28 protein-coding genes, 2 pseudogenes and 1 riboswitch are annotated in these 25049 nt (G+C 66.0%); of the genes and pseudogenes, 2 read left to right on the top strand and 28 right to left on the bottom strand.

Annotated elements, in window-relative coordinates; translation table 11 throughout:
* Window positions 1-83 precede the first annotated feature (83 nt).
* The 23 genes and pseudogenes from M3E84_RS09075 to M3E84_RS09180 all read right to left on the bottom strand — a co-directional run.
* Window positions 84-558 (bottom strand): annotated as a pseudogene (locus M3E84_RS09075) (IS481 family transposase); the annotation flags it as partial.
* 528 nt (window positions 559-1086) lie between these two features.
* Window positions 1087-2244 (bottom strand): IS30 family transposase, encoded by a 1158-nt coding sequence (locus M3E84_RS09080; protein ID WP_259895874.1) that lies wholly within the window; start codon window positions 2242-2244, stop codon window positions 1087-1089.
* Between the two features lie 70 nt (window positions 2245-2314).
* A complete protein-coding gene (locus tag M3E84_RS09085; protein WP_239358778.1) occupies window positions 2315-2755 on the bottom strand; it encodes an NUDIX hydrolase in 441 nt (146 codons plus the stop codon).
* Window positions 2756-3553 (bottom strand): bifunctional 2-polyprenyl-6-hydroxyphenol methylase/3-demethylubiquinol 3-O-methyltransferase UbiG, encoded by a 798-nt coding sequence (locus M3E84_RS09090; RefSeq protein WP_259895875.1) that lies wholly within the window; start codon window positions 3551-3553, stop codon window positions 2756-2758.
* Complete coding sequence (locus M3E84_RS09095; protein ID WP_239358776.1) at window positions 3508-4515, bottom strand: thymidylate synthase; 1008 nt, start codon at window positions 4513-4515, stop codon at window positions 3508-3510. Before M3E84_RS09095 ends, M3E84_RS09090 begins: the two co-directional genes overlap by 46 nt.
* Window positions 4505-4975: a nucleoside 2-deoxyribosyltransferase gene (locus M3E84_RS09100; protein ID WP_259895876.1), complete on the bottom strand. Its 471-nt coding sequence runs from the start codon at window positions 4973-4975 to the stop codon at window positions 4505-4507. Before M3E84_RS09100 ends, M3E84_RS09095 begins: the two co-directional genes overlap by 11 nt.
* A 73-nt stretch (window positions 4976-5048) precedes the next feature.
* Window positions 5049-5858, bottom strand: coding sequence for a bifunctional hydroxymethylpyrimidine kinase/phosphomethylpyrimidine kinase (thiD, locus tag M3E84_RS09105; protein ID WP_239358774.1), 810 nt, complete (start codon window positions 5856-5858; stop codon window positions 5049-5051).
* Window positions 5855-6325: an NUDIX hydrolase gene (locus M3E84_RS09110; RefSeq protein ID WP_259895877.1), complete on the bottom strand. Its 471-nt coding sequence runs from the start codon at window positions 6323-6325 to the stop codon at window positions 5855-5857. Before M3E84_RS09110 ends, thiD begins: the two co-directional genes overlap by 4 nt.
* A 34-nt stretch (window positions 6326-6359) precedes the next feature.
* Window positions 6360-6476: riboswitch (TPP riboswitch) on the bottom strand.
* Window positions 6477-6558: 82 nt separating this feature from the next.
* The gene (locus M3E84_RS12515) at window positions 6559-6981 is read right to left on the bottom strand and encodes an SDR family NAD(P)-dependent oxidoreductase (protein ID WP_366240534.1); all 423 of its coding nucleotides are present in this window, start codon (window positions 6979-6981) and stop codon (window positions 6559-6561) included.
* A gap of 228 nt (window positions 6982-7209) precedes the next feature.
* Window positions 7210-8052: pseudogene (locus tag M3E84_RS09115) on the bottom strand (IS110 family transposase); the annotation flags it as partial.
* A 10-nt stretch (window positions 8053-8062) separates the two neighbouring features.
* A protein-coding gene (locus tag M3E84_RS09120) for an IS3 family transposase (protein WP_259895878.1) occupies window positions 8063-9228 on the bottom strand; the annotation gives its coding sequence in 2 pieces (ribosomal slippage) (window positions 8063-8941 and window positions 8944-9228; 1164 coding nt in all).
* Window positions 9229-9297: 69 nt separating this feature from the next.
* Window positions 9298-9693: a DUF4145 domain-containing protein gene (locus M3E84_RS09125; RefSeq protein WP_259895879.1), complete on the bottom strand. Its 396-nt coding sequence runs from the start codon at window positions 9691-9693 to the stop codon at window positions 9298-9300.
* Window positions 9694-9934: 241 nt separating this feature from the next.
* A complete protein-coding gene (locus M3E84_RS09130; protein ID WP_396415597.1) occupies window positions 9935-10399 on the bottom strand; it encodes a phage major capsid protein in 465 nt (154 codons plus the stop codon).
* Window positions 10400-10444: 45 nt separating this feature from the next.
* A complete protein-coding gene (locus tag M3E84_RS09135) occupies window positions 10445-10924 on the bottom strand; it encodes a single-stranded DNA-binding protein (RefSeq protein ID WP_259895880.1) in 480 nt (159 codons plus the stop codon).
* An 83-nt stretch (window positions 10925-11007) separates the two neighbouring features.
* Window positions 11008-11913 (bottom strand): hypothetical protein, encoded by a 906-nt coding sequence (locus M3E84_RS09140; RefSeq protein ID WP_259895881.1) that lies wholly within the window; start codon window positions 11911-11913, stop codon window positions 11008-11010.
* Between the two features lie 12 nt (window positions 11914-11925).
* Window positions 11926-12402, bottom strand: coding sequence for a hypothetical protein (locus M3E84_RS09145; RefSeq protein WP_259895882.1), 477 nt, complete (start codon window positions 12400-12402; stop codon window positions 11926-11928).
* 8 nt (window positions 12403-12410) lie between these two features.
* Complete coding sequence (locus tag M3E84_RS09150; protein ID WP_259895883.1) at window positions 12411-12809, bottom strand: hypothetical protein; 399 nt, start codon at window positions 12807-12809, stop codon at window positions 12411-12413.
* 10 nt (window positions 12810-12819) lie between these two features.
* Window positions 12820-14601: a type IV secretory system conjugative DNA transfer family protein gene (locus M3E84_RS09155; protein ID WP_259895884.1), complete on the bottom strand. Its 1782-nt coding sequence runs from the start codon at window positions 14599-14601 to the stop codon at window positions 12820-12822.
* 12 nt (window positions 14602-14613) lie between these two features.
* Window positions 14614-16152 (bottom strand): hypothetical protein, encoded by a 1539-nt coding sequence (locus tag M3E84_RS09160; protein ID WP_144999098.1) that lies wholly within the window; start codon window positions 16150-16152, stop codon window positions 14614-14616.
* Between the two features lie 2 nt (window positions 16153-16154).
* Window positions 16155-17714 carry an SCO6880 family protein gene (locus tag M3E84_RS09165; protein ID WP_259895885.1) on the bottom strand — a complete coding sequence of 520 codons (1560 nt, stop codon included), beginning with the start codon at window positions 17712-17714 and terminating at the stop codon, window positions 16155-16157.
* Between the two features lie 5 nt (window positions 17715-17719).
* A complete protein-coding gene (locus M3E84_RS09170) occupies window positions 17720-18706 on the bottom strand; it encodes a hypothetical protein (RefSeq protein WP_259895886.1) in 987 nt (328 codons plus the stop codon).
* 35 nt (window positions 18707-18741) lie between these two features.
* Window positions 18742-19134 carry a hypothetical protein gene (locus tag M3E84_RS09175; RefSeq protein ID WP_259895887.1) on the bottom strand — a complete coding sequence of 131 codons (393 nt, stop codon included), beginning with the start codon at window positions 19132-19134 and terminating at the stop codon, window positions 18742-18744.
* 74 nt (window positions 19135-19208) lie between these two features.
* The gene (locus M3E84_RS09180) at window positions 19209-19799 is read right to left on the bottom strand and encodes a hypothetical protein (protein WP_259895888.1); all 591 of its coding nucleotides are present in this window, start codon (window positions 19797-19799) and stop codon (window positions 19209-19211) included.
* Window positions 19800-19968: 169 nt separating this feature from the next.
* Here M3E84_RS09180 and M3E84_RS09185 point away from each other — a divergent pair, with 169 nt between their 5' ends.
* Together M3E84_RS09185 and M3E84_RS09190 are read left to right on the top strand one after the other, a co-directional pair.
* Complete coding sequence (locus M3E84_RS09185; RefSeq protein WP_259895889.1) at window positions 19969-20139, top strand: hypothetical protein; 171 nt, start codon at window positions 19969-19971, stop codon at window positions 20137-20139.
* An 80-nt stretch (window positions 20140-20219) separates the two neighbouring features.
* Window positions 20220-20516 carry a glutaredoxin family protein gene (locus M3E84_RS09190; RefSeq protein ID WP_259895890.1) on the top strand — a complete coding sequence of 99 codons (297 nt, stop codon included), beginning with the start codon at window positions 20220-20222 and terminating at the stop codon, window positions 20514-20516.
* Window positions 20517-20601: 85 nt separating this feature from the next.
* Here M3E84_RS09190 and M3E84_RS09195 read toward each other — a convergent pair whose 3' ends face one another.
* From M3E84_RS09195 to M3E84_RS09215, 5 genes are all read right to left on the bottom strand, one after another.
* Window positions 20602-21054, bottom strand: a complete 453-nt coding sequence (locus tag M3E84_RS09195) for a hypothetical protein (RefSeq protein WP_259895891.1) — start codon at window positions 21052-21054, stop codon at window positions 20602-20604.
* A gap of 422 nt (window positions 21055-21476) precedes the next feature.
* Window positions 21477-22667, bottom strand: a complete 1191-nt coding sequence (locus M3E84_RS09200) for a transglycosylase SLT domain-containing protein (RefSeq protein WP_259895892.1) — start codon at window positions 22665-22667, stop codon at window positions 21477-21479.
* A gap of 35 nt (window positions 22668-22702) precedes the next feature.
* Window positions 22703-23698: a hypothetical protein gene (locus M3E84_RS09205; protein WP_259895893.1), complete on the bottom strand. Its 996-nt coding sequence runs from the start codon at window positions 23696-23698 to the stop codon at window positions 22703-22705.
* A gap of 119 nt (window positions 23699-23817) precedes the next feature.
* A complete protein-coding gene (locus tag M3E84_RS09210; protein WP_259895894.1) occupies window positions 23818-24438 on the bottom strand; it encodes a hypothetical protein in 621 nt (206 codons plus the stop codon).
* Window positions 24435-24917, bottom strand: a complete 483-nt coding sequence (locus M3E84_RS09215; RefSeq protein ID WP_144999079.1) for a hypothetical protein — start codon at window positions 24915-24917, stop codon at window positions 24435-24437. The genes M3E84_RS09210 and M3E84_RS09215 overlap by 4 nt, the downstream gene beginning before the upstream one ends.
* Between the last annotated feature and the right edge of the window lie 132 nt (window positions 24918-25049).

Below are 25049 nucleotides of genomic sequence, written 5' to 3' on the forward strand. Positions count from 1 at the left end.
AAACCGGCGTCGCTGTGATCTACAACCTCTTCCTGCTCGCGTACGCAGCCTGGATCCGTCACCCGGTCCTGCCCCGTTACCTTTTCGGCGGCGCGGCAGTTGTTCCCGTCATCCGTGCGCCCCCGCTCGAGCTCGGTGATCCCGGGCGCGGCGAAGAACACCCGTGCCAGGGCGAAGAACCCGATCGTGGTCCGGGCCTTCTCATCGAGCAGGACTTCGGTGTAGGCCAGGCGTGTGTGGGCATCGATCGCCGCATGCAGGTACGTGTAGCCGATCCGGACGCAGCGCTTGGAGGCTCGTGCTGCTTCGGTGCCGCGGACGTGGGCCCACCAACCCCCGCCATCGGGAATGCGTCCGAGGCTTCTTCACATCCAGGTGCACCACCTGCCCGGCCCGTGCCGTGCGGATGCGCTGCGGGGCTCGGCGCAGCTGCTTACCTGCCGGGGCCAGGTCGCGCAGTCGGGAGATCCCGAGTCGGTGCAGCCACCGGCCCATGGTGCGCAGGTGGTGATGGATGCGCCGAGCTGACCACTTCCGACCCCGGCGCAGCTCTTCAACTCAGATGGGTTATGTGGGAACTTCCATCCTGTGGCGAAGGGGCCCGCTCGCCCCATCTGCGCACGCCGCTGGTGACAAGGACCTCATGCCCCACAACAACTAGGACTAACACGGCTTGTGTGAGGTCGCGGATCCGCTTCGGGGCAACGTATGGGACTGCCGCACGAATAGGTGACAGTTGGGGTGTCAGGCCGCGAGGCTCACGGCGGGGCTCTGAAGCGCCCTGGGTTTCGTTCCGATCCAACTGAAGGAGAATCGGAACATGCCCAAGAAGTACACCCCCCGAGCTGCGTGAACGCGCTGTGCGGATGGTCCTGGAACGCCAAGCCGCTCAAGGAGGGCCTCGCTCGCACTCCATCCGAGCCATCGCCCCGCAGGTCGGCGTCGGCGAGGAGACCCTGCGGATGTGGTGCCACCGCCACGGCCACGAGGCAGCACCAGCGCCCGCCGGCGAGAGTCCGTCCGAAGAGATCCGCCGACTCAAGCGAGAGCTCGCCGAGGCCCGGCGGGCGAACGAGGATGGCGGATTCAAGCGGTGGGCGCAAGGAACTCTGCGAGCCTCTCTGATGGTGTCAGATAGCCCAGCGTCTTGCGGGGGCGTCCGTTGAGGCTGTCCTGGATCGCGTCCAACTCCTCGCGGCTGACGACGCTCAGGTCGGTTCCTTTGGGCAGGTACTGGCGCAGCAGGCCGTTGGTGTTCTCGTTGCTCCCCCGCTGCCAGGGCGAGTGGGGATCGCAGAAGTAGATCGGGATTCCTGTGGCGATGGTGAACGCGGCGTGCTTGGACATCTCCGCTCCTTGGTCCCAGGTGATCGTTCGAATCAACGAGGACGGCAGCTTGCTGATTGCGGCGCGCATCGCGGCCTCGACCTGCTCGGCGCTCTTGCCGTCGGGCAGGTGCAGCAGCAGTGTCATTCGCGTCGAGCGCTCAACGAGCGTGCCGATGGCGCTGCGGCTGCCCTCGCCGAGGATGAGATCTCCTTCCCAGTGGCCTGGCACGGCGCGGTCGTCGGCTTCTGCGGGGCGCTCGCTGAGCATGATCATGCCGGGGATGCGGCCGCGACCGTCCGTGGTTCCGCGGGGCTTGCGGGCCGCTCTTCCGGGCCGCAGGCACCGCGCCAGCTCACGGCGCAGTTCGCCTCGGCCCTGCACGAACAGCGACTGGTAGATCGTCTCGTGGCTCACGCGCATCTCCGGGTCGTCGGCGTGATCCAACCGTAGGCGCGCTGCGATCTCCTCAGGTGACCACAGTTGCTCCAGCCGGCTGGCGACCTCCTCGAGCAGCCTGCCCGACGCAAGCTTGAACGGCTTCGGTCGACGCGCCTGATTGCGGGCACGTTCATGACCACGCCACGCCGAGTAGCCGCAGCGACCCCCACCGCGCTTCACCTCACGGCTGACGGTCGACACCGCACGCCCCAGCTGCTCGGCGATCGCGGTGAAGGTATCGCCGCGATTGATCCCGAGCAGGATCTGCTCGCGCTCGTCGATCGTCAGACAGCCCTGACGTGGCTCCCACCCAAACGGCCTGGCGTCAAGGTGCCTGCCGGTGCGGGCCATGATGCCGACCAGCGGCGCGCTGCAGCTGATCTCCTTCGCGATGTCGACCAGCCGCCAGCCCTTCCCGTGCAGCCTGAGCGCGAGCTGCTTCTGCTCCCGGCTGAGATGACCGTGCCTGCCCTGCATGCGGATCCTCCTGTGATCAGTGACTGCCTCATCTCACAGGACTCGTTGCACTGACCGCTTGAATCCGCCCTTACTTTGGACGCTCTTGTTGCTCGCGTTCCAGCTCGAGTGCGGTTTCGGCGATAGCGCGGACGTCGAATGTTTGCGCCACCGGTATCGCATCCATTTCATCGAGAGTGAACCACGCCGCCTCGAGCGCATCATCGCCCGAGACCGGTTCCCCCCGTTCCCATCGGCAGAGCACCGCGATCAGAACATAATGCAGATCGTGGTCGGCATCGATGACGTCGACGGCATCGAAGACATCCCCGGGTGTGGCGTGCACTCCTGTTTCCTCGGCGAGTTCGCGCACGGTCGCGACGGTCACGGTCTCGCCGGGTTCGATCTTCCCCCCGGGGAATGCCCAGCGCCCAGCATCGGGCATCTTGGCCCGACGGATGAGAAGTACTCGCCCTTCCCGGACCACTGCCGCCAGTGTCGCCGGTTTCGGATAGGAACGATCGCGTGCCATCTACTCAGCCCCGGTCGTGGGCTCGGAGACCTCTGCGAGGTGGGCTGTGATCTGCATGAACGGTGGATGGTCGATGGGCGACTGCATGCCGACGTCCTCCACCGATTGTGCTCCGCGGTCGGTGACCTGGTCCACTGTGAAACCGGCCTCGTTCAGCACCGCCTCGTAGGTGCTGATGAACCAGTGCCGGTCGACAAGCTCGAGGACCCCGGTGCCGGGGATCTGCAAGCTGACCCTGCGTTCGTCTCCGTCGCGGTAGCGTCTGCCGGGCTCGCCACTGCGGAAGGTCGGGAACGGTATTCCTGTGGCCGCCGGGTTGCTGTCGACGATGAAGAGTGTGCCGGTCGGCGTGAGCACTCGGGCGAGTTCGCGGGCGATAGCTCTCAGTTCCTCGCGTGTGGGCACGTTGATGAACACGAAGCAGCACACGATCGCATCGAATGTGGCGTCAGGGTAGGGTACGTGGCCGCTGTCGATGGTGTGGAATCGTGCCGTCGGTTGCGGGGTCTGCGACCGGGCGAGCGCGACCATGTCGGTGCTGATGTCGACACCGATGACCTGCGCTGTGGCTCCGGCGTCGAGGAGGCGTCGTGAGACTTTTCCGCTGCCGCACCCGTAATCGAGCACGACCGCCTCTCGGCCGCAAGCGGTCTGGAGGTCGTTCACGAGCGGGGTGTAGGCGAGTCGGGTTTCGACATAGTCGTCGTAGGCATCGAACCCTGCTGATACTGCCGGAGTCGTCCATGATGTCGTCACTGCTGCACCGCCCTCACGCTCGCGTTTTCGATGCTGGGCCATCGATTCACGACCAGCTCCCGGTGGAGGGGGTGGAGGTCGCCGATCATCGATGGGTCGACTGGTCGCTGACATTGGATCTGCCGGTGGATCCAGAACAGGCGGACAATGTCGACCCACGCTTCTGGAAGGTCAGACGCCGCCAGTGCGCGGCCTGGGAGCCTGTCTGCACGGATCGACTGCTCCAAGTCCAATACCTGGTGCACCTGGTCCAGGCTCGCTCCCGAGGGTAGCCGTGGAAGTAGGGTGGCTTCCTCCACGATCGTCTGCTCATCGCCGTCGAGGAGGCTGCCCACCTTGGTGAGGTCTTTTTCGTAGATGTGGATCGAGCCGACGTTGTGGATGTACACGCCCGGAGCCAGTCCCAGCATCGAGGCGAGGAATTCTTGGACGAACGTGAAGGAGAACGTGTCGTTGAGCAGTCCCATGTAAGCGTCATTGGCGCGCATGAACGCGACCATGTGCAAACGGTCGTCACGGCGCAATAGCTGGAGAGCTAGCGTGCAGGAGACGTCGATGTTGCGGCGGTAGATGTCTTCGGAGTCGTCAAAGATCTGCAGGACGGCACGTTTGCTCGCAGGGTCATCGTCGTTGAGGATGTTGACGATTCGTTCGATCGCGGTCTCGCCGCCGACGTCTCTGAGCAGTTTGGGACCATACCCCGTGCCCGGCAGGCTGAGACCGTCGGGACTGTACCGGCTCATCGAGGGCGCGTAGGTGCGGATGAAGTCGAGGTCGTTCTTCCCCGAGAGATACCACAGTGCTTCGGCGTAGTTGAAGATGATGTTCTGCCGACGCGACCGCGCCAAGCAATATCGCCGGGCGGGGTTGGTCAGGCGCGCGGTGAAGCCGATGATTTCGCGTTCGTCCTGCCCACGGGGACTGTTCTGGTATTCGAACCCGGTGTAGACCTGTCGCAGTGAATCCAGGTAGAGCGTGTGGAGGTCGGGATACTCAGGCTTCACTGACGACTCCTGCCTGCACGCGCTCGATCGTAGCGAGGATGCGTGGCGCGGTGGGCTGCTCGGGATCGATAGTCATCATCTCAACGTAGGCGACCGCTGGGAGGCCCCGGACGAGGAACGCGTACTCAGCTCCCTCTTCGAGGAGCAAGACGATGGGCTTCTTCCAGGCTGAGGCCCACCCGATCTCGATATGCGTGCCCGGGGACGCGGGTGCACCCGGGAACGCGACGAAGACATCACAGGCGGCGATCTCCCTGTAGTCGATGCTTGTGCACTCGCTGGGTTCCATGAACTCCCGACCCCAGCCCTCTCTGCGGTGGGCGCAGTGCACATCCCACCCCTGGGCTTCGAAGAAGTCGATGATCGAGGTGTACTTGTCGATCTCGGCATCGCCCATCACATGGGTGTCGGCATCGACGAGAGCTTTGAACGGGCCTGCGAGAAACATCTTTCGCGTCATAGTCACGGCTCCTTTCATGAGTCGAAGTGGTTGGCCCCGAACGCGAGGAACGAGGCGGGGCTGTTCTACATCCCTACCCGCGCGGCCAGAACTGGTGGAAATGGTGCAAAGGACCATGCCCCTGGCCGACGTCGAGGCGACCGCTGGCAACCAGAGCGCCTTGCAGGTAGGTTTTCGCCTGGTCCACACTTTCGGGCACCGAGTGGCCGGGCAGCAGCGCAGTGATTGCCGAGGACAAGGTGCAACCGGTGCCGTGGTCGTTGAGGGTCTCGACCCGGGGAGACGAGTAGGTGGAGACCCCGTCGGGGCCGGCGAGGTAGTCGACACTGACCGTCTCGTTCGTGAGGTGCCCGCCTTTGAGCAGCGTCCACTGACAGCCCAGTCCACGCAACTGGGTGGCTTGGTCCTCCATCTGCCGCAGATTGGTGGCATCCTCGGTATCGAGGAGCACAGCGGCTTCGGGAAGATTCGGGGTGATGACCGTGGCCAGCGGCACGAGGGTGTCCCGGATGGCCGCCGCCGCATCGTCGTCCAGCAGCCTGTCGCCGCTCTTGGCGACCATCACCGGATCCAGGACCACGGTCTCGGCTTCGTGGTGGTGCAGGCGATCGGCGATGACTTCGGTGATGGCGGCGTTGGCGACCATACCGATCTTCACCGCGTCGACACGCACATCGTCGAACACCGCATCGATCTGCTCACCGACGAACGACGGATCAAGGGGCATGAACGAGCGCACACCGCGCGTGTTCTGCGCCACGACCGCGGTGATCACGGCCATGCCGTAGGTGCCAATCGCTGAGAAGGCTTTGAGATCGGCGTGGATGCCTGCCCCACCGGTGGGGTCGGTTCCTGCGATGGATAGGACGTTGGAGATCGTCATGAACACCCTTCCTTCTGCTGCTGTGCGGCGGCGTACCGAGCGACCTCCGCGACATCCTTGCTCAGGGTCACCCGGGCTTCATCGACTTCGTCGAGGGCGAACCAGCGCGCTTCGAGGGCATCGTCGCCAGCGTGGGGTTGCCCCGAGTGCCACCGGCAGAGCACGGCGACGAGCACGAAATGACTGTCCAACGGTCCGTTTTCGTCTTGGCTGAACGCGTCAACGGAGGTCAAGACACCGGTGGCCTTACCGATGATGCTGGTTTCTTCACGGAGTTCGCGTTCGGCGGCTCGGGTGATTGTTTCTTCGAATTCTATCTTCCCACCCGGGAAACCCCAGAATCCTGCATCGGGAGGGTTCGCACGTCGCACTAAAAGAACATGGTCGTCTTTGATGAGGACAGAAATGACCGCAGCCCTTGGGTACGCGTGAAATGAGGAAGTGTCAGGAACGACAGCATTAGACACTGTGACCTCCCATTGTGGAGGCCAGCGAGGGAAAGAAGCCCTGCTAGACCAGTCCCTTCGCCGGCATGATCCGGATCAGGTTCTAGGGTCACCACGCTGACAACGTCCAGTGGTATCTCAGCCCCTTGACGGAACACCCCTCGGTACGACCCGAGTCTACCAGAACGCCGTCACAGATACACCCGGCGCGGATAGGCCGCTGCCGGGGGCTGGTGTTGGGATCGCCTGCGCACCTATCCCAGTGATGTGTCCGTCGCCCTGCTCCCGCGGGACCGGCACCGCTGCCTGCATGAACCAGGGCGCGCCGAAGACGTTGGTGTCGAAGTTCGCCTTGGCCTCGTCGAAGTCGAGCTCTTCGATCGCTCCGGTGTAGCTGTAGCCCGCGTGCCGACTGCAATGTCAATCCGGCCGAAGCGCTCGCGCACCTCTGCGACGGCGGCAAACACGTCCTTCCGGTCCCTCACGTCCAGAGCACGCACGAACACACCCTCCCCGAACCGATCGGCGAGCTCCGCCAGGGGCTCCACTCCCCGCGCCGTCACCGCGACGCTGTCTCCTCGCTCCAGGGCAGTTTCTGCCCAGATCCTGCCGAGATCTCTGGACGCCTCCGTGATGAACCACACCTTCGCTACCAGGACCACTCTCCTTGACGACACTAATGACGCGACCGCGCCATCGTCCGCGACGTCGTCCAGGCCAACCTCACGATCGACATAGTTCGGGCCGCATTCATTCCCGTGCTGGTCTGGGGGGGGTGCCCCTATGTTTTAAGTCAAGGGGTAGCCGCCAGATTCTTCAAGAATATTCGGTAGGAGTCGAAAGGCAGGGATGATCGGTCTGGGAACCAGCTCCCGGACTGATCTGGTACGCCGCTACGGTTCGGTTCAGGCGGCGGTCGCCACCTCGGGTGTATGGAAGTAGGAGCCGTCGCGCAGCATCGCATACAGCACGTTGCAGCGCCTGCGCGCTAACGCGATCAGGGCTTGGTTGTGCTTCTTATGTTCGGCCCGTTTCTTGTCGTAATACGCCCTCGACAGCGGGTCTTTCAACGCCGCGAACGCGGATAGGAACAACGCTCGTTTGAGGATCTTGTTCCCCCGCCGGGACGAGTGATCTGCTCGGATCGAGGTTCCCGATCGCCATGTCACCGGTGCCAGTCCGGCATACGATGCGAGGTGTCCGGCTGATTCGAAGTCCTTACCCACGATCTCAGTCAGGATCCTCGCAGCAGTCCTGACGCCGACTGCCGGCATCGACGTCAGGAGTTCGAAAAGCGGATGTGCCTCGACCAATTCCTCGATGCGCACCAGTACCTCATCCCGCGACGATCGTGTCTGCGCCAACGACGCGGCCAGCTGGGGCAGGACGAGGCCGGCGGCGTCGGTACCTGATACCACCACCGTCTGCCCGTCGAGTGCGGTGAAGATCGCGGTCGCCCACCGCTTCCACGCCCGCGGTGCCTGCTTGCGCAGCAGCGTCTCGACTCGGTGTTTCCCGGCATGACGCAAGACTTTGGGCGTCGGGTACTTCGCCAATAGAGCCAGCATCGCCGGATGGTCCAGGTGCGGACCGATGACGGTCTCCAGTCCGGGGTGGATCTGAGTCAGCAGGCCCCGGATCCGATTCGACGTCGCCGTGGCCTGTTTCGTCAGGTCATCGTCATAGCCGCACAACATCGACAACTCGGCGACGTTCTCATCAGCAAGGGACTGATGCACGAGTAGGTGTCAGCTGGGGTTAAGCCGCCAGGCTGACGGTCGGGTTCATGATGGTCTCGTATTCGATGGGGGTCAATCGGCCCAGCCGCGCCTGTCGACGACGCCGGTGGTAGGTCCTCTCGATCCAGGTGATGATCGCGATCCGCAGTTCGTCTCGGGTCCGCCAGCGTTTGCGGTCCAGGACATTCTTCTGGAGCAGGGCGAAGAAGGACTCCATCGCAGCGTTGTCCCCGGCCGCACCGACCTGTCCCATCGATCCGATGAGGTGATGACGGTTCAGAGTGTGCACGAACTTCCGTGACCGGAATTGCGATCCTCGGTCCGAATGCACGATGCATCCGGCGGCGCCTCGGCGTCGCGAAGCAGCGTTGTCCAGGGCGTTCACCGCGAGACGAGCCTTCATCCGGGAATCCATGGAGTAGCCGACTATCCGACCGGAGAACACGTCCTTAATGGCGCAGAGGTAGAGCTTTCCCTCATCGGTCCAGTGTTCAGTGATGTCGGTCAGCCACAGCTCGTTAACGTCGTCGGCTGAGAAGTCGCGCTGGACGAGATCGTCGTGGACTGGCGGACCGGGGCGCTTCCCATTCTTGCCGCGCTTCTTCCCGAAGACGGACCACCACTGGTTGTCTCGGCAGATCCGCCACGCGGTCCGCTCGCACATGCGCTGGCCAACGGATTCCGCTTCGCCGGCGAGGAACCGGTAGCCGAACTCGGGATCATCGCGGTGGGCGTCGAACAGAGCGTTCGCCCGATAGGCCTCGACCAGCTCGGACTCGGTGACCTGCTGTTTCCGCCAGCGGTAGTAGGGCTGGCGGGAGAGCTTCAGGACCCGCAGGGACACCGCGACAGGGACGCCATCGCCGGCGAGCTCGCTCACGAGCGGGTAGAGGATTTTCCCGGCAGGTTCGCCTGCGAGAGGTAGGCGGCCGCGCGGCGTAGGACTTCGTTCTCCTGCTCGAGCAACCGATTCCGGCGACGCAGATCGCGCAGCTCGGAGGACTCCTCTCTGGTCTTGCCGGGCCGGGCACCGTCTTCGACATCGGCCTCGCGCATCCAGTTCGTCAGGCAGGACTCGGAGATCCCGAAGTCCTTCGCGATCATCGAGAGCTTCTGGCCAGGTTCGCGGTTTCTCGCGACGCGCACGACGTCGTCACGGAACTCCTGGGGATAGGGAGCAGGCATGGTGCACATCCTTCCCTGCAACGCCGCGGAGCGCCACAGATCATGTGACACCTACTCGTGCATCAGTCCCTATATCTCTTCCAGCATCTGGTCCATTACGGTTAGCCAGGTCTCCGCCTCGGGCGCGCTCATTGAGGCGTCTAGGTCACCATGCACCATTTCGTTGCCTGCTTCCCTCAGAGCCGTCACCGCATCCGCAATACGACTCGGAAGCACTGCATCCGAGACCATCTCGTCAATCTTGCTCTTAATCGATCCGCCCCCGTACCCGTGGCTCTTGGCTGCCTGCTCAATTACAGTGCGGGCGATCGTAACGGCGGAACGGTAGAGGTCACTTTCGTACCACCGCCAGGACTCCCAGGCGGTGGTAGCAATTGTCTCAGGCACGCCTACGTATTCGTTGGTTGAAGGAGCCTTAGGGAACCACTCAACCTCACCATCTGTCTCCCATGCGTTAGTCGCCATATCCCACTTCGCGATCAGGCGGCCATTGCAATCGCCACACTGGAATACCGCATACCTCGAAATATAATCTGGGAGCCACCAAACGTCGTCTCCGATTGGTCTGGCTTCAGCACGGGCGTCCCAATGGTGCGCGTCTGACACCAACCACACGTAACTTGCTGAGGCTTCATCTCCATGCCCTGAGTATGCCTGATCCCCGCCACCCACGCGGGATGACGGGGACTAGGCCGGGTTACCGCTGTCAGACGGCGGGGGTGCCGAGGTCCACCCGGACCACACCCGACGGGCGGGTCACCGAGACCCCGTAACGGGCCTCCATGCGGATCCGCGTCCGGTTGTGCGCGAAGTCCTCCCCGTGGGCGTCCGAGGTCACCACGAAGATCGGCTCACCACTGACTATGTGCACGGTCGCCGAGTTGGCGTCCAGGAGGTACGCCTCGTCCTGGGCGACCTGGGTGGTAACGACGATCGGGACTCCCCAGATGCGCTTCTCGGCGCGATCCACGGGCCCGGAGGGGAACACGAACTCCCCATCGGCGGTGCGGCTGTTCTCAATCTCCCGCCAGGCGTTGACGGTCAGGACGACCGCCGCGGGGCGATGGCCCGTGCCGGCTGGGCGGTCGGCCGTGACCAGGTCGCCGGCCTCATGAAGACCGCCGGTCTCGAAGGGGTTCGGCGTGGCCGTCAGCCCGTGCGAAGGGGCCACTGGCGATTCGATCGTCAGCGGCCCCCGCTTCATGTCCAACCGGTCTCAGCGCGTCATGCCGCCGCTGCCCGGTTGCGCCGTCGCCCAGCTCTCGACCGGCGCCGCATCAGCAGCACTCGAGGACGCCGGCGCAGCCGAAGCCGAACGCTGCGCGGACTGCCCGTCGGGCTGCGGAGACGCCGTGTGCCACCGCAATGACGGCGAGACATCGTCAGCGAAGATCCGGTGATTCATCCCCGGCTCACCGTTGCCGCGCACATACGGGCTCGACTGAAGCGTGCCCTCCACGTTCACGCGATCGCCCTTGTGCAGCGACGACAGCACGTTCTGCCCCAGGCGCTCGTTCGAGATCCCCACGCTGTAGTAGTTCGTCTCCCCATCGGTCCAGTTGCCGCCGGCGTCCCGGACTCGCGTGTTCTGCGCCAGACCGAAGACCGTCATCTGATCGCCCGACTGCGTCGTGATCTGCTCGGGATCCGCCGTCAGGTTACCGGCGACGTTGAAGTTCCTGTGGTTCACGGCCATCTCGTGCTCCTCTCATCGTCGGGCCCGAGAACCGGGCCCGTCACCCAGTCATCGCAGCTGCCCTGCCCGACGTATGGCGCCGCTCACTCCTCGTCATCATCATCGTCATCAGGCCCCTGCTTCTCCGGGCTGCGTCGCACCTCGGACCCCGGGGCCGTCTCCCAGGTGCTGCCGCCGTCCACCGAGGACTCCCACCAGGTGCTGCCGATCGACCCGCCGCCGGCCTCCACCGTCGCGCCCAGCAGAATGCTGCCCTCGCTGGAGGTGCCTCGACGTGCCGGGTCCAAGATCGTCACCGGGCTCAATCGCGCTGCCGTGCCGATCTCCACGGCCTCCGAGCGCACGACCGTCCCGGACTCGTCCGTCGCGCACATCCGCCACATCGCGATCCCATCCTCGGGCTCCGCATCGACCGGCTGCAGGTCACGAACCTCCGCCAGATGCGCAGCCCAATCCGCCTCATCCACCGGCAGCGTCCCAGGGCCCCACCCCGGCACATACGACCGCGCCGGCACATGCCCCTTGTTCGCCACGCACTCCTTCGCCCGGCCCTTCAGCCGATCCCGCATCATCCGCAGATGGAAGTGCCAGGCCGTCATCGGCATCATCGTCGGCGTCGTCGCCTCCCATGCCTGCGCCTCCGCACCGGCAGCAGCCCACAGCTCCTCGACAATGTCCTGATGACGGAACCAGCACGCCGGGATCTCGTCCTGCGGGATCCGGTGAGCCACCACCAGCCAGTCCACCCAGCCGCGCAGCCACGCCCAGATTTCGCCCATCGACTCCTCGGGCAGATCCCGCCATCGCGTCGCCAGCCACGGCGGCACGTCCCCCATGTCCGCCTCGGCCTCGTTCACCGCGGCGTCCTCGTACTGCTGCGCCTCATCCTCCGGCATCTCCACCGGCTCCGCTGCCGAGAGCGTGTCCCACAGCGACGTCGTCGTCTTCGGCGCCTCCTCCGGCGTCGCTCCCTGCTCCTCAGCGGTCATCGTCGACCCTCCCTAGTCGTCCTCAGTTCCCAGAAAGGCATCGAGGACCACCCGGCGCACGTAGTTCAGCGCCTCCTCCCGGGTGCAGCCCTCGCGCTGCGCCATCGACCGCACCGCCCAGTCATGCTCCGGACACAGCAGCACCACCTCCCCCGAGATCGTCTGCTCGACAAGAGGCAGCCCCGGCTCATCCCCGCGCAAGCACACTGAACAGGTCCGACCCATCGGGCTCGACGGCTCCGAGGGCTCCGGCAGAATCAGCGTCCCGTCGTGCATCGCCTCCAGCAGCAGCGGGAGCAGCTCCTCCCGCAGCTGCTCCTTCACCGCCGCCAGCTGCTCCTCATCCGGCTCCTGAACCCCACGCACCAAGTCCAGATGCTCCTGGCACAGCCACACCACCTGCCCCTCCCACCGGACCTGCCACAGCCGGCGCGCCGGCTCGGTCGCATGCCCGCAGATCCGGCACTGCGGCCCCTCAGCACTGCTCATCGGCTCATTCATCGTCGTCCTCTCGAAGATCCTGCGCGATCGCTCCCCAGCCTGGCCCGCCGCAGCCCGATCACGATGACCGCCGAGGCGCGTCGTCGATCCCATCCCCAGAAGTCCCGACGACGACGATCCAGCTCACGGTGCAGATCCTTATGGCAGCCCCGGCACAGCGGCATCAGGTCCTCGTCAGCCTCACCGGCCACCCACGCCCCGGACAGTTCCTGGCGCACGCCGTCATAGGACGTGTGGTGCAGATCCACCGCCCCCTCCGCCCGGCAGACCAGACACACCACCACCTGACCGCGCTGCTCCACCGAACGGAACCAGGCCCGTCGGCGGGCGAACCAGGCGGGTGATCGCAGATACCCCTTCAGGTAGCCGGCGTCCCCGCGCCGTCCCAGCGACATGCCCACATCATCACCGGCCCACGGTCTCAGCGCCCGACGTCAGCGCCTTCGCGAGCCGCTTGTCGAATCGGCCGATCGCAGCCTTGATCTCGTCCGCGTCCTTGCGCTGCGTCCACCGGGACATCGTCACGACCACCGGACGCACATTGGCCTTCAGCATGAACCCGGTGCCCGTGGGCAACCGGCGCAGCTCCGAGACCGTCACGACATCGTCCTGCCGTGACTGCTCGGCCACCGACACCCCCGAGTCGCTGGACGTCCGGGACTGATCGGTGATCTTCCGCTGCCCCGCCAGCGACACGAACCGGCCCAGATCATCCGCACCGCTGGAACCGCCCAGCTGAACCGTCACCGTGGCCGATCCCAGGATCTGCTCCGTCTCGTACTGGCCCCACTGCGCCCGAGCCTGCCCGGGCGACTGGAGAATGACCAGCGTGGAGATCCCCACACCACCGCCGTCGGACATGATCGTCGGCAGCTCCCGCCACGTCGCCATGTTCGCGATCTCGTCCAGGATCAGCGACAGCGGCGGATCCAGCCGGTTGCCCGGCAGGCTGATCGCCATATCCCGCGCTGCCCACGTGATCGCATCCATCAGCGCCATCAGCATCGGACCAGCAGCCCCACCGCCAGACTTCGTGCCCACCAGGAACAGCGTGCCCTTCTCCTTCAAGAACTTCTCCGGCTCCAGCCCCTCGCCCCACGCCGGGTTCAGCACATCAGCGACCTCCGGCAGCATCAGCGACGACGTCGCCGAGGTGACGCCCATCCACTTCGAGGGCAGCATCCTCGGATCCGAGTTCAGCTCAGCATCCAGCGCCTCACCCCAGCCAGCGGCAGCCGCCGGCGACTCCTTCAAGATCCGCACCGCCTGCTCAGCCAGCCCCGGCGAAGCACCCCACCGGCCCAGCGTCGGAGCATCGACCTCACCGATCGCCGCAGCGTGCAGCAGGTACTGCACGATCTGCGTGGCCACACCGGCCCACTCCTGATTCGACGTCGACTGCCCCATCGACGAAGCCCCCACGATCGCCTGCGCCCGACGCGCAGCCGTCATCGCAGACTCGCAGCCCTGCGCCGGGTGCCACTTCAGCGTCGTCGGCAGCTTCGTCAGCCCCTGCGGATCGAACAGCGCGACCGGCCCGATCCTCTTGCGCGCCTCCCACACCGCTCGCACGTTGTCTCCTCGCGTCGAGGTCGTTACCACAGCTCCTGGAGCATCAAGCAGCGCATTGATCGCGATGAAGAATCCCTTGCCCGAACGCGGCGGGCCCAGGATCACGACCGAGTCCTCCGAGGAAACCCACACCTCCCGGCCCTGCGACGATCCCAGCTTCCACCCCACGTCCTCAGCCTGCGGATCATCCAGCGTGGGCCGCACCACCGAAGCCTTCTGCATCAGCGCCTTGCGCCCAGCCTTGCGCCGGACCTCCGGCGCCTTAGCGATCCCTCGCCGCCACCGCAGATCCAGCAGCAGCTTCCGATCCGACTCACGCCACCGAAGCCACATGATCACCCCCGCCACGACCAGCGCGGCCACGAGGACCAGGAACACGAGCACCAGCACACCCATGGCCGTCGTCGACGGCGCGCACCCCGACTCCGTCGCCAGGGCCTGCTTCCCATATCGGAACAGCCCGAGCACCGCCCCCGGCCCCAGGCGCTGCGGCAGCTGCCCGCACTGCACGAGCGCCACCAGGCTCGCCAGGACCACGACGAGCAGCCACACCGCCACCAGCATCCCGATCAGCCCGCCGAGGAGCTTGCCCCACATGTCCTCATTGCTCTGCATGACCAGCCCTCCTCAGGACGCGCGCATGGCGTGATCGGTGTCGAACAGCTGGCCTTCCAGGTCCGTGCGCACCGTGCGCACGATCCGGCCCTCCAGGCTGCCGACCTTCCACAGCGCGTGCCCCTTCGGAGCCCGCGAGACTTCCTCAACCTCCGAGCCGGTGAGCTTCAGCAGCTCCATCGTGGCCCTCAGCTGATCGGACTTCTGCCGATGGATCACTCGGATGTCCGTATCGGCCAGCAGCGACTCCGCCAGCTCACGGGCGCGTGAGCCCACATCACCGGCACGGTAGAGATCCTTCAGCTTGTGCAGGATCAGAATGTTGAACAGCCCGTAGTCGCGGGCCAGCTTCTGCTGCGCGACCATTCGCTCCAGGGCGGACTCGTCATCCATCGTTTCCCAGCCCTCCTCGTACACGCAGATCCGCTGGCCCGAGTCTCGGTTCGTGAACACGGACTCGGCCCACGAGGACACGCACTGCGAGGCGATCTTCCGGGCCTCGACCGGCAGGTTGCGCAGCGGACGGGTGTTGAACACGATCATCGGCAGCGACTCGTCCATCGTCACCGTGGACCGCCCGTCGAACAGGCCTCCCAGATCACCGTCGACCAGCTGCCGCAGCTGATTCGCGACCTTCCGCCCAGCACCGCCGGTCACTTCCTCGACGTCGGCCGGCGGGTTGTACAGCTCACGGATCACGTCCGGAATCGTCGGCGCCGAGGCAGCCGACTCCCCCAGCGTCGTCTGCGAGGTCATCGCCTCCAGGTTTTCGCCGTTGGCTCGCGAGGCAGCACCAATCGCTTCGGTCAGTGCCAGGCGCTCATCACCATCGAGTCGACGCTTCGCCAGAATCTGCGCGATCGTCGTCATGATCGAGGACCGACGCGACTGCACGATCCGCAGCCACTCCTCATCGCTGACCCCGCTAGAGCGCTTGCCCGGATCCAACGGATTGATCACCCGACCCTGCACGCCCACCGTGATCTCCGGATCCACGCCCTCGGCCACCAGGGCGCGGGCCACGATGACCCACTCGGCCTTCGGGTCCGACATGATCACCGCCCGACGCCCGGCCTGGACCATCCGCTTCACCCAGGCCTTCGTCGTCGTGGACTTGCCCGTGCCCACCGTGCCGATCAGCACACAGGCCATGCCCGTGATCAGCCCCTCCTGGTAGGCCTCCCACGGGTCCAGACAGAACATTCCGCCGCCATCGGTCACGTTGCCGATGAACGCCCGAACCGTGCCCAGACCCGACTGCGAGACCCACGGGTAGGCACCGGCCAGCGTGAACGTCGAAGCCTCACGGATCTCCGGACGCTCCATCACCGACGAGCCCCGCAGATTTCGCGTCCGGGCCTCGCCACCGGAGCCCCAGGTGCGCTTGGCCAGCCCGGAGGCGCCCTGCTTCCGGCTGCCACCGCCGTCCTTCTCCTGCCGAATCCGCGCAGTCTCCTTGCGCGCTGCGATCCGCGCCGCGCGGCGCTGCTGCCGGGTCCAGTCCCCGGCCTCCCAGGAGATCGTGAATGCTTGCGACTTGTGCTTAGCCATCGTCACTTTCCCTTGATCATGCTGCGACCCAGCGGCAGAGCCGCCGCCAGGAACCCGGCCCACTGCTGTCCGTAGAGCGTGCGCAGCTCGCACCCTGCCCGCGTGGAGCCTTGGATCATCCGCTTCGTGTTCCGTTCGAGCTCGTCAGCCGATCCGCCCGAGACGACGATCAGGCCCACGAACTTCGCCATGCCGTGACCGGCCAGCAGCTCCGCGCTCGTGCGTTCCAGATCGCTTTCGACCGCGCCCTCCACGATGGAGGCCGTCTGCCCGAGCTGGCTGCGCATGATCGCCCCGGACTGCTGATCGCTCATCCGGCGCTGCACGCGCTTCATGCCCGCGTCCACGCCCTGCGGACGGATCGCCTGCGTCACCACGTGCGGGAAGTCCGCGCCGTTGAGGAAGCGCATGAACCCGGGCTGCTGCGGTCGCGTCGGCCACTGCGCGACCTCCATGACGCGGTGCCACGCCGAGTCCACACGCATCCTGTCCCACTCGACGTCCACACCCATCGGTCCCGCCGTCGCCGCCGTCACGTGGATCGACCCGTCAGCGATCGCCACGGACTCATCGGGCACCAGCGCCCGGCGCAGCGCCTGAGCCAGCAGATCCACGCTCAGCCACTCCGAGACATCGACGCTGCACTCCCGGATCAGCTCCTCCAACTGATCCTCGAACCGGGCGCAGACCGCCAGCATGCCCTTGATGCCTCCGCCTGAGGCCTTGACCTGATCCCGCAGCCCCTCCTGCGACAGCGTCACCCCGATCAGGTGATCGTGCTGGACCTGGGACCGATCCCCCGAGAGCAGGTTCAAGTAGTCGTTATGCAGCAGCGGCGACAGCGACGCCCCTGCCGGAGTGCCGGCCTCCTCGCTGTGCTCCACCTGCCGTTCGTAGGCCTGCCGGATCTCCGCTGCCGAGGCCGTCGTGATCGTGTCCGAGGCCTGCACAGCCAGTACGCCCGGTTCACTGTGCAGCGCGTCGATCAGCGACGCCCAGTTCGCCAGCACATCGTTCTGATCCTCCGGCTCAGCCATCCGGAACCCATGCGGGACCACACGAGCGACCATCGCCGCAGTCTTCGTCACCGGATCCCAGACCATCGCCGACCCGTTCGACAGCTCATACAGCCGCAGCTCCGCCGCCTCACCCGGCAGCCGCAGACGCACCGGAGGCTCAATCCCCGCAGCGATCGCAGCCTCCTCCTCCTGAGCATCCGCCTCCAGCTCACGAGCCGAGGGCGCGTGCGAGACGAAGGAATCCTGGCCCTGGCCCTGGTGCCGCAGCGCACGGAACCGCTGCTTGATCCACCACGGCAGAGGCCGACCCCGGAAGGGGATCACGGTGACCAAGATCGCTACCACGTCCAGGATCAGCAGCCCCAGCATGAACAGCGACCATCCGAACGTGGAGGCCAGCACCACGATCAGCAGGAAGATGCCGGCCAGCACCGCCGCTGTCACCGTCTGGGACACGTCCAGCCACAGCACGGCCTTCTGCCCGCCGCTGCGCGGGAACTGCACATCGGGAACCTCAGCCCCTGTATCGACCTTCTCGCTCATCTTGCTCACTTCCTCACGAATCGAGTCGCCTGCTGGACCATGCGCCCACCGGCACGGCCACCAGCAGTCCCAGCACCCATCACCGCACGGTCAGCCCCACTGGAGGCAGCCGTGGCCGTGAACGAGAACAGCGCCATCGTCGCCAGCGGCATCACCGCCGCCAGGACCACGCACACCAGCGCAGCGATGAATTGCTGCGTCGTCGCCGCGTACTGGAACACGCTGATCCCCAGCACCAGCACCGCAGCCGAAAGAGGCTTCGCGATCAGCAGCCCCACCACCATCGCCAGCCAGCGGAAGAACCACGCCTTGGTCGCATCCAGCGCCAGCGCGAAAACCGCCACGGAGGCGCAGGCCACCAGCACGACGAGAACCATCGTGCGCATCGACAACATGAACGACAGCAGCATCGACGCCAGCCACATCAGACCCGCCAGCCCAGCCGGCACGATCAGCGAGAAATCGCCCGCGTTATCGCCAACACCCCGCCAGATGTTGTATTCGGAATTGACTTCCTGGAACTCTCCCTGATCATTCAACTCGAACCCGAACAGCTTCATGAAGCCACTCATGTTATGCGTTTCGCCGTTCGCTTCCAGAATGAAAGTCGTCGCCCCGTCCATCGCCGATGCAGCCGACATGATCAGCGTGACCATGATCATCGTCGTCGGCAGCGCCAGCAGCGCCGCCGCTGCGCCTCGCACGATCTTGTCGGTCCGGGACTGGAAAACGCCCGTGGTGACCTGCACGGCCACCAGCGACAGCAGGATGGGAGCCATGACCACGGTGATGACCCGCAGCATCCCGGGATCATCCCCGGCGCCGACAACGCCGGCCCACCAGTCATCCGAGAGATTGCTGGCCTCGAAGGCCTCCTTCATGAACGTCCACGAGTCCTCCGCGAACCGCTCGATCGTGGCCTGGAAGCCGTCCCTCGACGCATCGGAGAGCCAGCTCCCGACCCCGTCCTGCCCGATCATCACCGCAGCCATGACTCCACCTCCTTTCGGTCTGTCTCAGGCCCGGATCAGCGCGAACCGAACATCGAGAGCATCGACGTGCTGATCAGTCCCGGCTGCGCCCCGGTCAGGTCCATGCCCGAGCCGAACCGCACCCAGGCACCGGCTCCTGCGATCACGGCAGCACCGATCAGGGAGAACAGCAGCACCCAGAAGCCCTTCGTCTTCTGCCCCGGTGCCGTGGACAGGTAGCCGGTGGCGATCAGCACGCCGCCGACGACGACGACGATCACGATCAGCACGAGCCCGCCGGCCATCGCCCAGCCGCCCACATCGCGCAGCGCCGGCAGGAAGGGCGCATCCGACTGCACGGACACCCCCGGGTCGAACTCACCCTGCGCTGCGATGTTCGTCAGGGCGTTGTTGGTCTTGATCATTCCGAGGTTCAGCAGGTCGTTCATGGTCTTTCTCCTTCGTCATTCAGTGAGTGCTTGCAGCAGGTTCTTGTCGGGTCGGTTTCTTCACATCAGCCGGCTCAGCTGAACTCCACCTCCTCCGGTTCCCCGTCCTCGCACTCGCCCTTCGGCGGGATCCATTCATCGACCTTCTCGAAGTCGGTCATGCTCGCGGCATCACCAGTCGTTCCGGTCAGGTGCACCATCCGGCAGGGATCCACGGTGTTGTCGGAGCAGTTCTCGGAAGGATCCGGCCAGTACTCGGCTTCAGCCGAGGCAAGCGGCTGATCGAATTCGGGGATCTCGACCTTCTCGTTGAACTCGTCTTCCCACACGCCGGCGTTGATCGTGGCCGTACGCGACTCGGAGCACTCCGACTTCGATTCCGCCGGCGGTGCCTTCTGCGCCTCCACCTTCGGAACCGAGTAGAGGGTCGCCCCTGCCATGACCAGCGCCCCGGCGTTGGTGATCACCGCTGCGGCAAAGGCCACGCGACCGACCTGCGCCAGCGCTCCTGCCGCCAGACCGGACTGCTGCGCCTTCTTGTGCGCGACCACGGCCACCACACCTGCGACCAGGCCGATGACCAGCAGGATCAGACACGAGACCAGGATCGTTCCGGACAGCCCGGAGAGCCCGCTGACGGCCTCACCGGAGTTCGACGTCCACATGCGCCCTCCTTCACGACCGGCCCGGCCCCGATCTCGGGTCCGTGTCCAACCGGCCATCCGAGAACTCATCGGCACAGGCAGCTTCCGCGTAGTTCACACACCGCCGCCCCGTCTTGCGATGTCTGATCACCGGCTCACGCTGTAGCCACCACGACCTGAGGAGACCGCCATGGGCATCCCGCTTCTGCTGCTGATCACCGTCGCGTCGATCTGGATGCTGCTCTCCGGCGCCCGTCTCGCTGTTGCTGGGCTGCGCCTGACCATCTGGGCACTGACGACGAAGGCCGGTTGGCTCACCCTCGGCGCCCTTGGCGTCGGCTGGCTCACTCTCACCGCGTGAACCACAGCCCCTGCCCCAGCCGCGATGACTCTTCAGCCGGCCCCGCCCGGGGCCGGCTGACCCATCAGGAGGACAGACCCGTGATCACCGTCTTCACCAAGCCCGATTGCGTTCAGTGCGACCGCACCCGCGCACAGCTGACCAAGCACTCGCTCACGTTCACGACCCGCGACGTCACCACCGACCCCGAGGCACACGCCTACATCACCGACGATCTCGGCTACCGCCAGGCCCCCGTCGTCGTGATCGACGAAGGCGCGCAGCACTGGTCCGGCTACCGCCCCGACAAGATCAGCCAGCTCGCCGCCCTGCGCAGCCCCTCCGAGGCCACCACCGCAGCTGCTGCCTCGACCACCCAGGCCCAGGCTGAGCGCTGAAGCAACGACCGGCCACTGAGCCGACGACGATGGGGCCGGGACACCACATGGTGTCCCGGCCCCATCCGTATCTCGGCAGCTCCACTCAGCTCGAAGACTCCTCCGCAGAGGAGCCGGCCTCCTGGCAGTCGAACGCGGTCACCGTCTGCTCACCGCCCTTCTTCTCGACCGCCACGGTGCACGTCTTCGCCCCACCCTCCGGCACGACCTCATCCTCCGAGGCATGCCAAGACCAGGAGACGTCCACCGTGACCCACTCCACGCCGTCGCGTTCCGGCAGCTCGTGCATCGCCGGCACGACATCGACCTCCGCCGACGACCAGGCCCCGGCAGCCGTGGCCTGCCGCCACCACAGCGGAGCCCATCGGCCCGGGCCTTCCGCCCCAGCGGCAAGAGCATCCGACGTCACCAGGTCATCCACTCGGGAACCAGCGTCGCCAGGAGCCACGTCCTGCGTCGTGTCCCACACGGACAGTCCCCGCATGGCCTCGATCGCCACCACACGCGCGTTCGACCGATCGACCGTGGACTGATCCAAGAACCCCGGGAAGTCCCTGCCATCGCCCTCCACTGCCGGCGACGGAGACGGGGCCACCACACCATTGCCGGCAACATCGTCCGGCCCCGGCGACGGTGTCGAGAACCCCTCCGGCAACGACGGATCCTCTGCCGGCGTCGGAGTCGAGGAAGCGGTCGCCGCAGGTGACCCATTTGGGTCACCTGCCGACTCAGTCGCTCCCGGGCTTGCCGACGACTCAGGTGAGTCATTTGGCTCACCTGAACCTGCTGCCCCCGGCAACGTCTCCGCCGCCGAAGGCGACGACGTCGGCTCAGCAGATACCGGATTCGTTGGCTCGTAGGCCGGCGGGCGGTCCTCTCCATCACTGCCGCAGCCGGCCAGCAGCAGCGCGGCCACCACGCTCGCCCCGACACCAGCCACCTTCATCTCGTGCATGCGCATCACAGCGCTCCCTTCTCTTTCAGAATCGGTTCCGGATCCACGTTGTAGAGATCTCCCTTGTCATCGCGCTCCCACGGCAGCGTGCACGCCGGCGTCCCGGGCTTCATCGCCTCCAGGTGCAGGTGCGTACTCATGTCGAACTGGCCCACGTTGCCCTCGACGCCGATCGGGTCGCCGCGCTCCAGCTCGTCGCCGACCTTCACGTTGCGCTCGGCAAGATGGATGAAGTTCAGCAGCAGCTCTGAGTCGTCGCCGTTGGTGACCTTGACCTGCACCATCCCGTCGAAGTCCGGCACGCACACGACCTCGGCCTTCGTCGGAGACACCACCGTCCCGCCCGGAGCCTTGCCGGCCCCCGGCGTGGCGATGTCCGCCCCGAGGTGGAAGTTCGCGTGGCAGCCGTTCGAGATGTTGTAGTCACCCGGCGCGCAGCCAGGCATGACGTTGCGCGCCCCGTAGCCACTCGTGTGCTGACCACCAGGCAGCGGCTTCGCCCACTCGCCATCGCCCAGCTCGACCTCAGAGACATCGCTGCCAGAGGCGACCTGCTTGCACTCGACGCTGTAGTCCTCCTGCGCACCGTCGAAGATCGTCTTGACGTAGTACTGCGTCTCCTCATACGGCGGGATCTCACCGTCCTCCAGGCCCGGAGCCGCCTCACCAGCGTTGTAGGAAGCCACCGCCAGCCGCGCAGCGTCTGGCCCGCCTTCGTTCTTGTCCGCCTTCGGCTTCGACACCTCCAGCAGATGCTTCATGTACCGGCCATAGCCGGCCATCGCATCTTCCGGGTCGTTGACGTCGCCGCCCTCGCCGTAGGTCGCCCAGGTGTCCAGCATGAACTGCGCCGGGCCCTGGGCCCCAACGGGGCTGCTCGCTGAAGTAGAGAACCCGGACTCCTGGTTGATCTGTGCCGCCACGATCTCCTCAGGCAGCCCCGACACCTCCGCAGCGTCCTTCACCGGCTGCTTGAAGGCCTCCGGCACCTCAACCCGAGCCCCGCCCTCGCCGTCACCCTCGGCGGCATTGACCTGGCAGGTGCTGCCGGCAGTCGTGGCGGCAGCCTGCGTGTCGTGCTGATCCTTCGCCTCAGCAGCCCCAGCACCCAGGAACAGCATCAGCGAGGCCAGACCGAGCATCAGCACCATCGCGACCGCGCCGAACAGCATCACGGGCCAGCCCACGAGCTTCACCAGCAGCCCGAGCCCAGCCCGCTTCACCGTGCCCCTCACAGGCCCGGCTCCCAGGCCTCATCTGCGAGGTTCACGAACTCGCTCGGCTCCTCAGCCCAACGCGTCACCACGCACCGGTCCACGCCCTCAGCCGGCGGGCACACCACCACGGCTTCCATCAGCGCGCCCGAGGGGGTCTGCACCTCATCTCCATCGACGGTGATGTGTCGATCCAGGCGCATCCCGACCTGCACCAGATGCGTCCCCGGCTGCACCTCAGGACCGAACTCAAACTCCGGTGCGACACCGCGCCCGTCCTCGATCGCGGCATCCATCTCCGCCCAGGAGACCTCCGCCGAGGACACAGCACCCTGCTCACCGGCCTCGCCCCAGTCCGTCTGCCGACCCGCCTGAGACTCCGCCAGGAACGAATCCCTAGCCTCGTACCAGTCGCCGACGCTGTCCGAGGTCGTATCCGTGGACCGCAGCGACCGCAGGAACCGCGCGCCCGTCAGCAGCGGATCATCCGCATCCTCGTCTCGTGCCGTGACCAGCCCATCACCAGCGTTGATCTCCTCCAGCGCAGCCTCATCAGCCTCGCGCCCCGACGGTTCCGGCTGCGATGCCTCCCCCGCCGGCTCAGCCTGCCCAGATGCCTCCTCCTGAGCACCAGACGACCCGCCAGGCAGCGCCTGCTTCGGCTCCGACGTCTCAGACTGTCCGGACTCTTCAGCAGCCGGCTCCCCGTCCGGGCGCAGCACAGCCCACGTCCCCACGCACATCACGATCACCAGCACCAGCGCAGCCACACCGACAAGGAGCTGCTTGCCCCTGGAGCGCTCCAGTGCCTGACTCAACCGCGCCGCCGTGCTGCGGGCCCGCTGCTCACCAGGTGCCGTCCACCGCGCATGAGGCGGATGAAAGAACTCCCAGGTCTGCCGGCGGATCATGCCAGGGCGCTTGCCGTGCGTCGGCTCCTCCGCGCCGACCGCCTCGGTCCTCTCCGGCTCGGGGGCCTGCGGATCGGTCGTCTCGTCGTTCTCGTCACGCATTAGCGATCACCACCTTCACAGCGTCATCGCTTCACCCCCAGCCACCGTGTGTCCTGCCCAGACATAGAACTGGAGGACACCCGAGTCACCTCGAATGCCCTCCAGCCCACGAACTACCGCTACGGCCCCTCAGGCCAGAACTTCGGCTCACCACCCAGCTCGAACGCCACGGACGGGTCGACGTCGTCCAGGGCCCAGTGGTGCCGTTCCCGCACGTGCCGGCGCAGCGACAGCTCCAGGGACCACGCCATCGACCCGAACCAGCCCTCGCGATCCACGGGCACGCCCGACAGCTCCTCCAGGCGATCCCGGCCCTGCTCCACGCGCATCGCCAGCGCACCCAGCTTTCCCGCCGTGGCTATGGCTGCCTCCCACAGCGAGCCCTGCTGCGCCTCGGTCATCAGCTGCCCCAGCGTGGCGCCCCACTGCTGGCTCCACTGCGGCAGCTCCCACTGCGCCCACCCAGATTGGGCCAGCACCTGCGAGAACACCGCATCATGGGCAGCCTCCACATCCACCAGCACGCCCTGCAAGACCTTGCTGACGCCCTGCGGTGCAACCCACCCCGCCGGCACGTCGAGATCCAGCAGCCAGACCGCATCGGCAGCGCGCCCGTGCCGTTCAGCGACATACCCCGCGACATCAGCCACCAGCCAATGCGCAAGACCGGAACGACTCAGCGTCAGCTCCCGTGCCTGCCGCCCGTCCGTTCCAATCACTTGGGCTTCGATCGTGATCACAGCGTGTTCTCGGAGCCGTTGAAGTGTTCCTCGTCATCCAGAGCCGTGGATACCAGTTCCTCCAGATCCTCAGGCTCAGCGTCCGAGTTGTCCATCCACCACCCGGCGCGAGTGATCATCCGCGCATGCGTCATGATCTGCTCCTCGAACTCGGCCTCCGTCATCGCGGCGTCCTCGCCGCGCACCAGCTCCTCGAAGGCGTTCTTCACCACGGAATCCCGGAACAGCGGGGCCCACTCCAGCTGCTTGTCCGTACCCTCCAGCTCCGGCAGCCCCAGCTTCTGCGCATCCGCAGCAGCAGCCTCCCGCCGCTCCTCCAGGTACTCGCCCTTGTTCTCCTTCTTCCAGCACTCCGTGCACTGCTGCCCGGCCAGCCAGTTCGCGAACCCCTTGCGCTTACCAGCGGGACGATCGCTGAGATCCCTCGTCTCTTCGTGTCCGCACGCGAACTTGATCTCGAACTCCGTCTGCACAGCCATCGTGGCCTCCTCTGGTCTCGTTGATGTTGCCAACATCGATCCATCGGACATCTACAGAGCCAGCGTGTGTCGATTTGCTGTGGTCACCACCTGGGGGGCTGCCGCCGCCCCCCCCCCCCCCCCCCCCCCGGC

The sequence above is a fragment of the Kocuria sp. p3-SID1428 genome, from assembly GCF_025149945.1.
GTDB lineage: Bacteria > Actinomycetota > Actinomycetes > Actinomycetales > Micrococcaceae > Kocuria.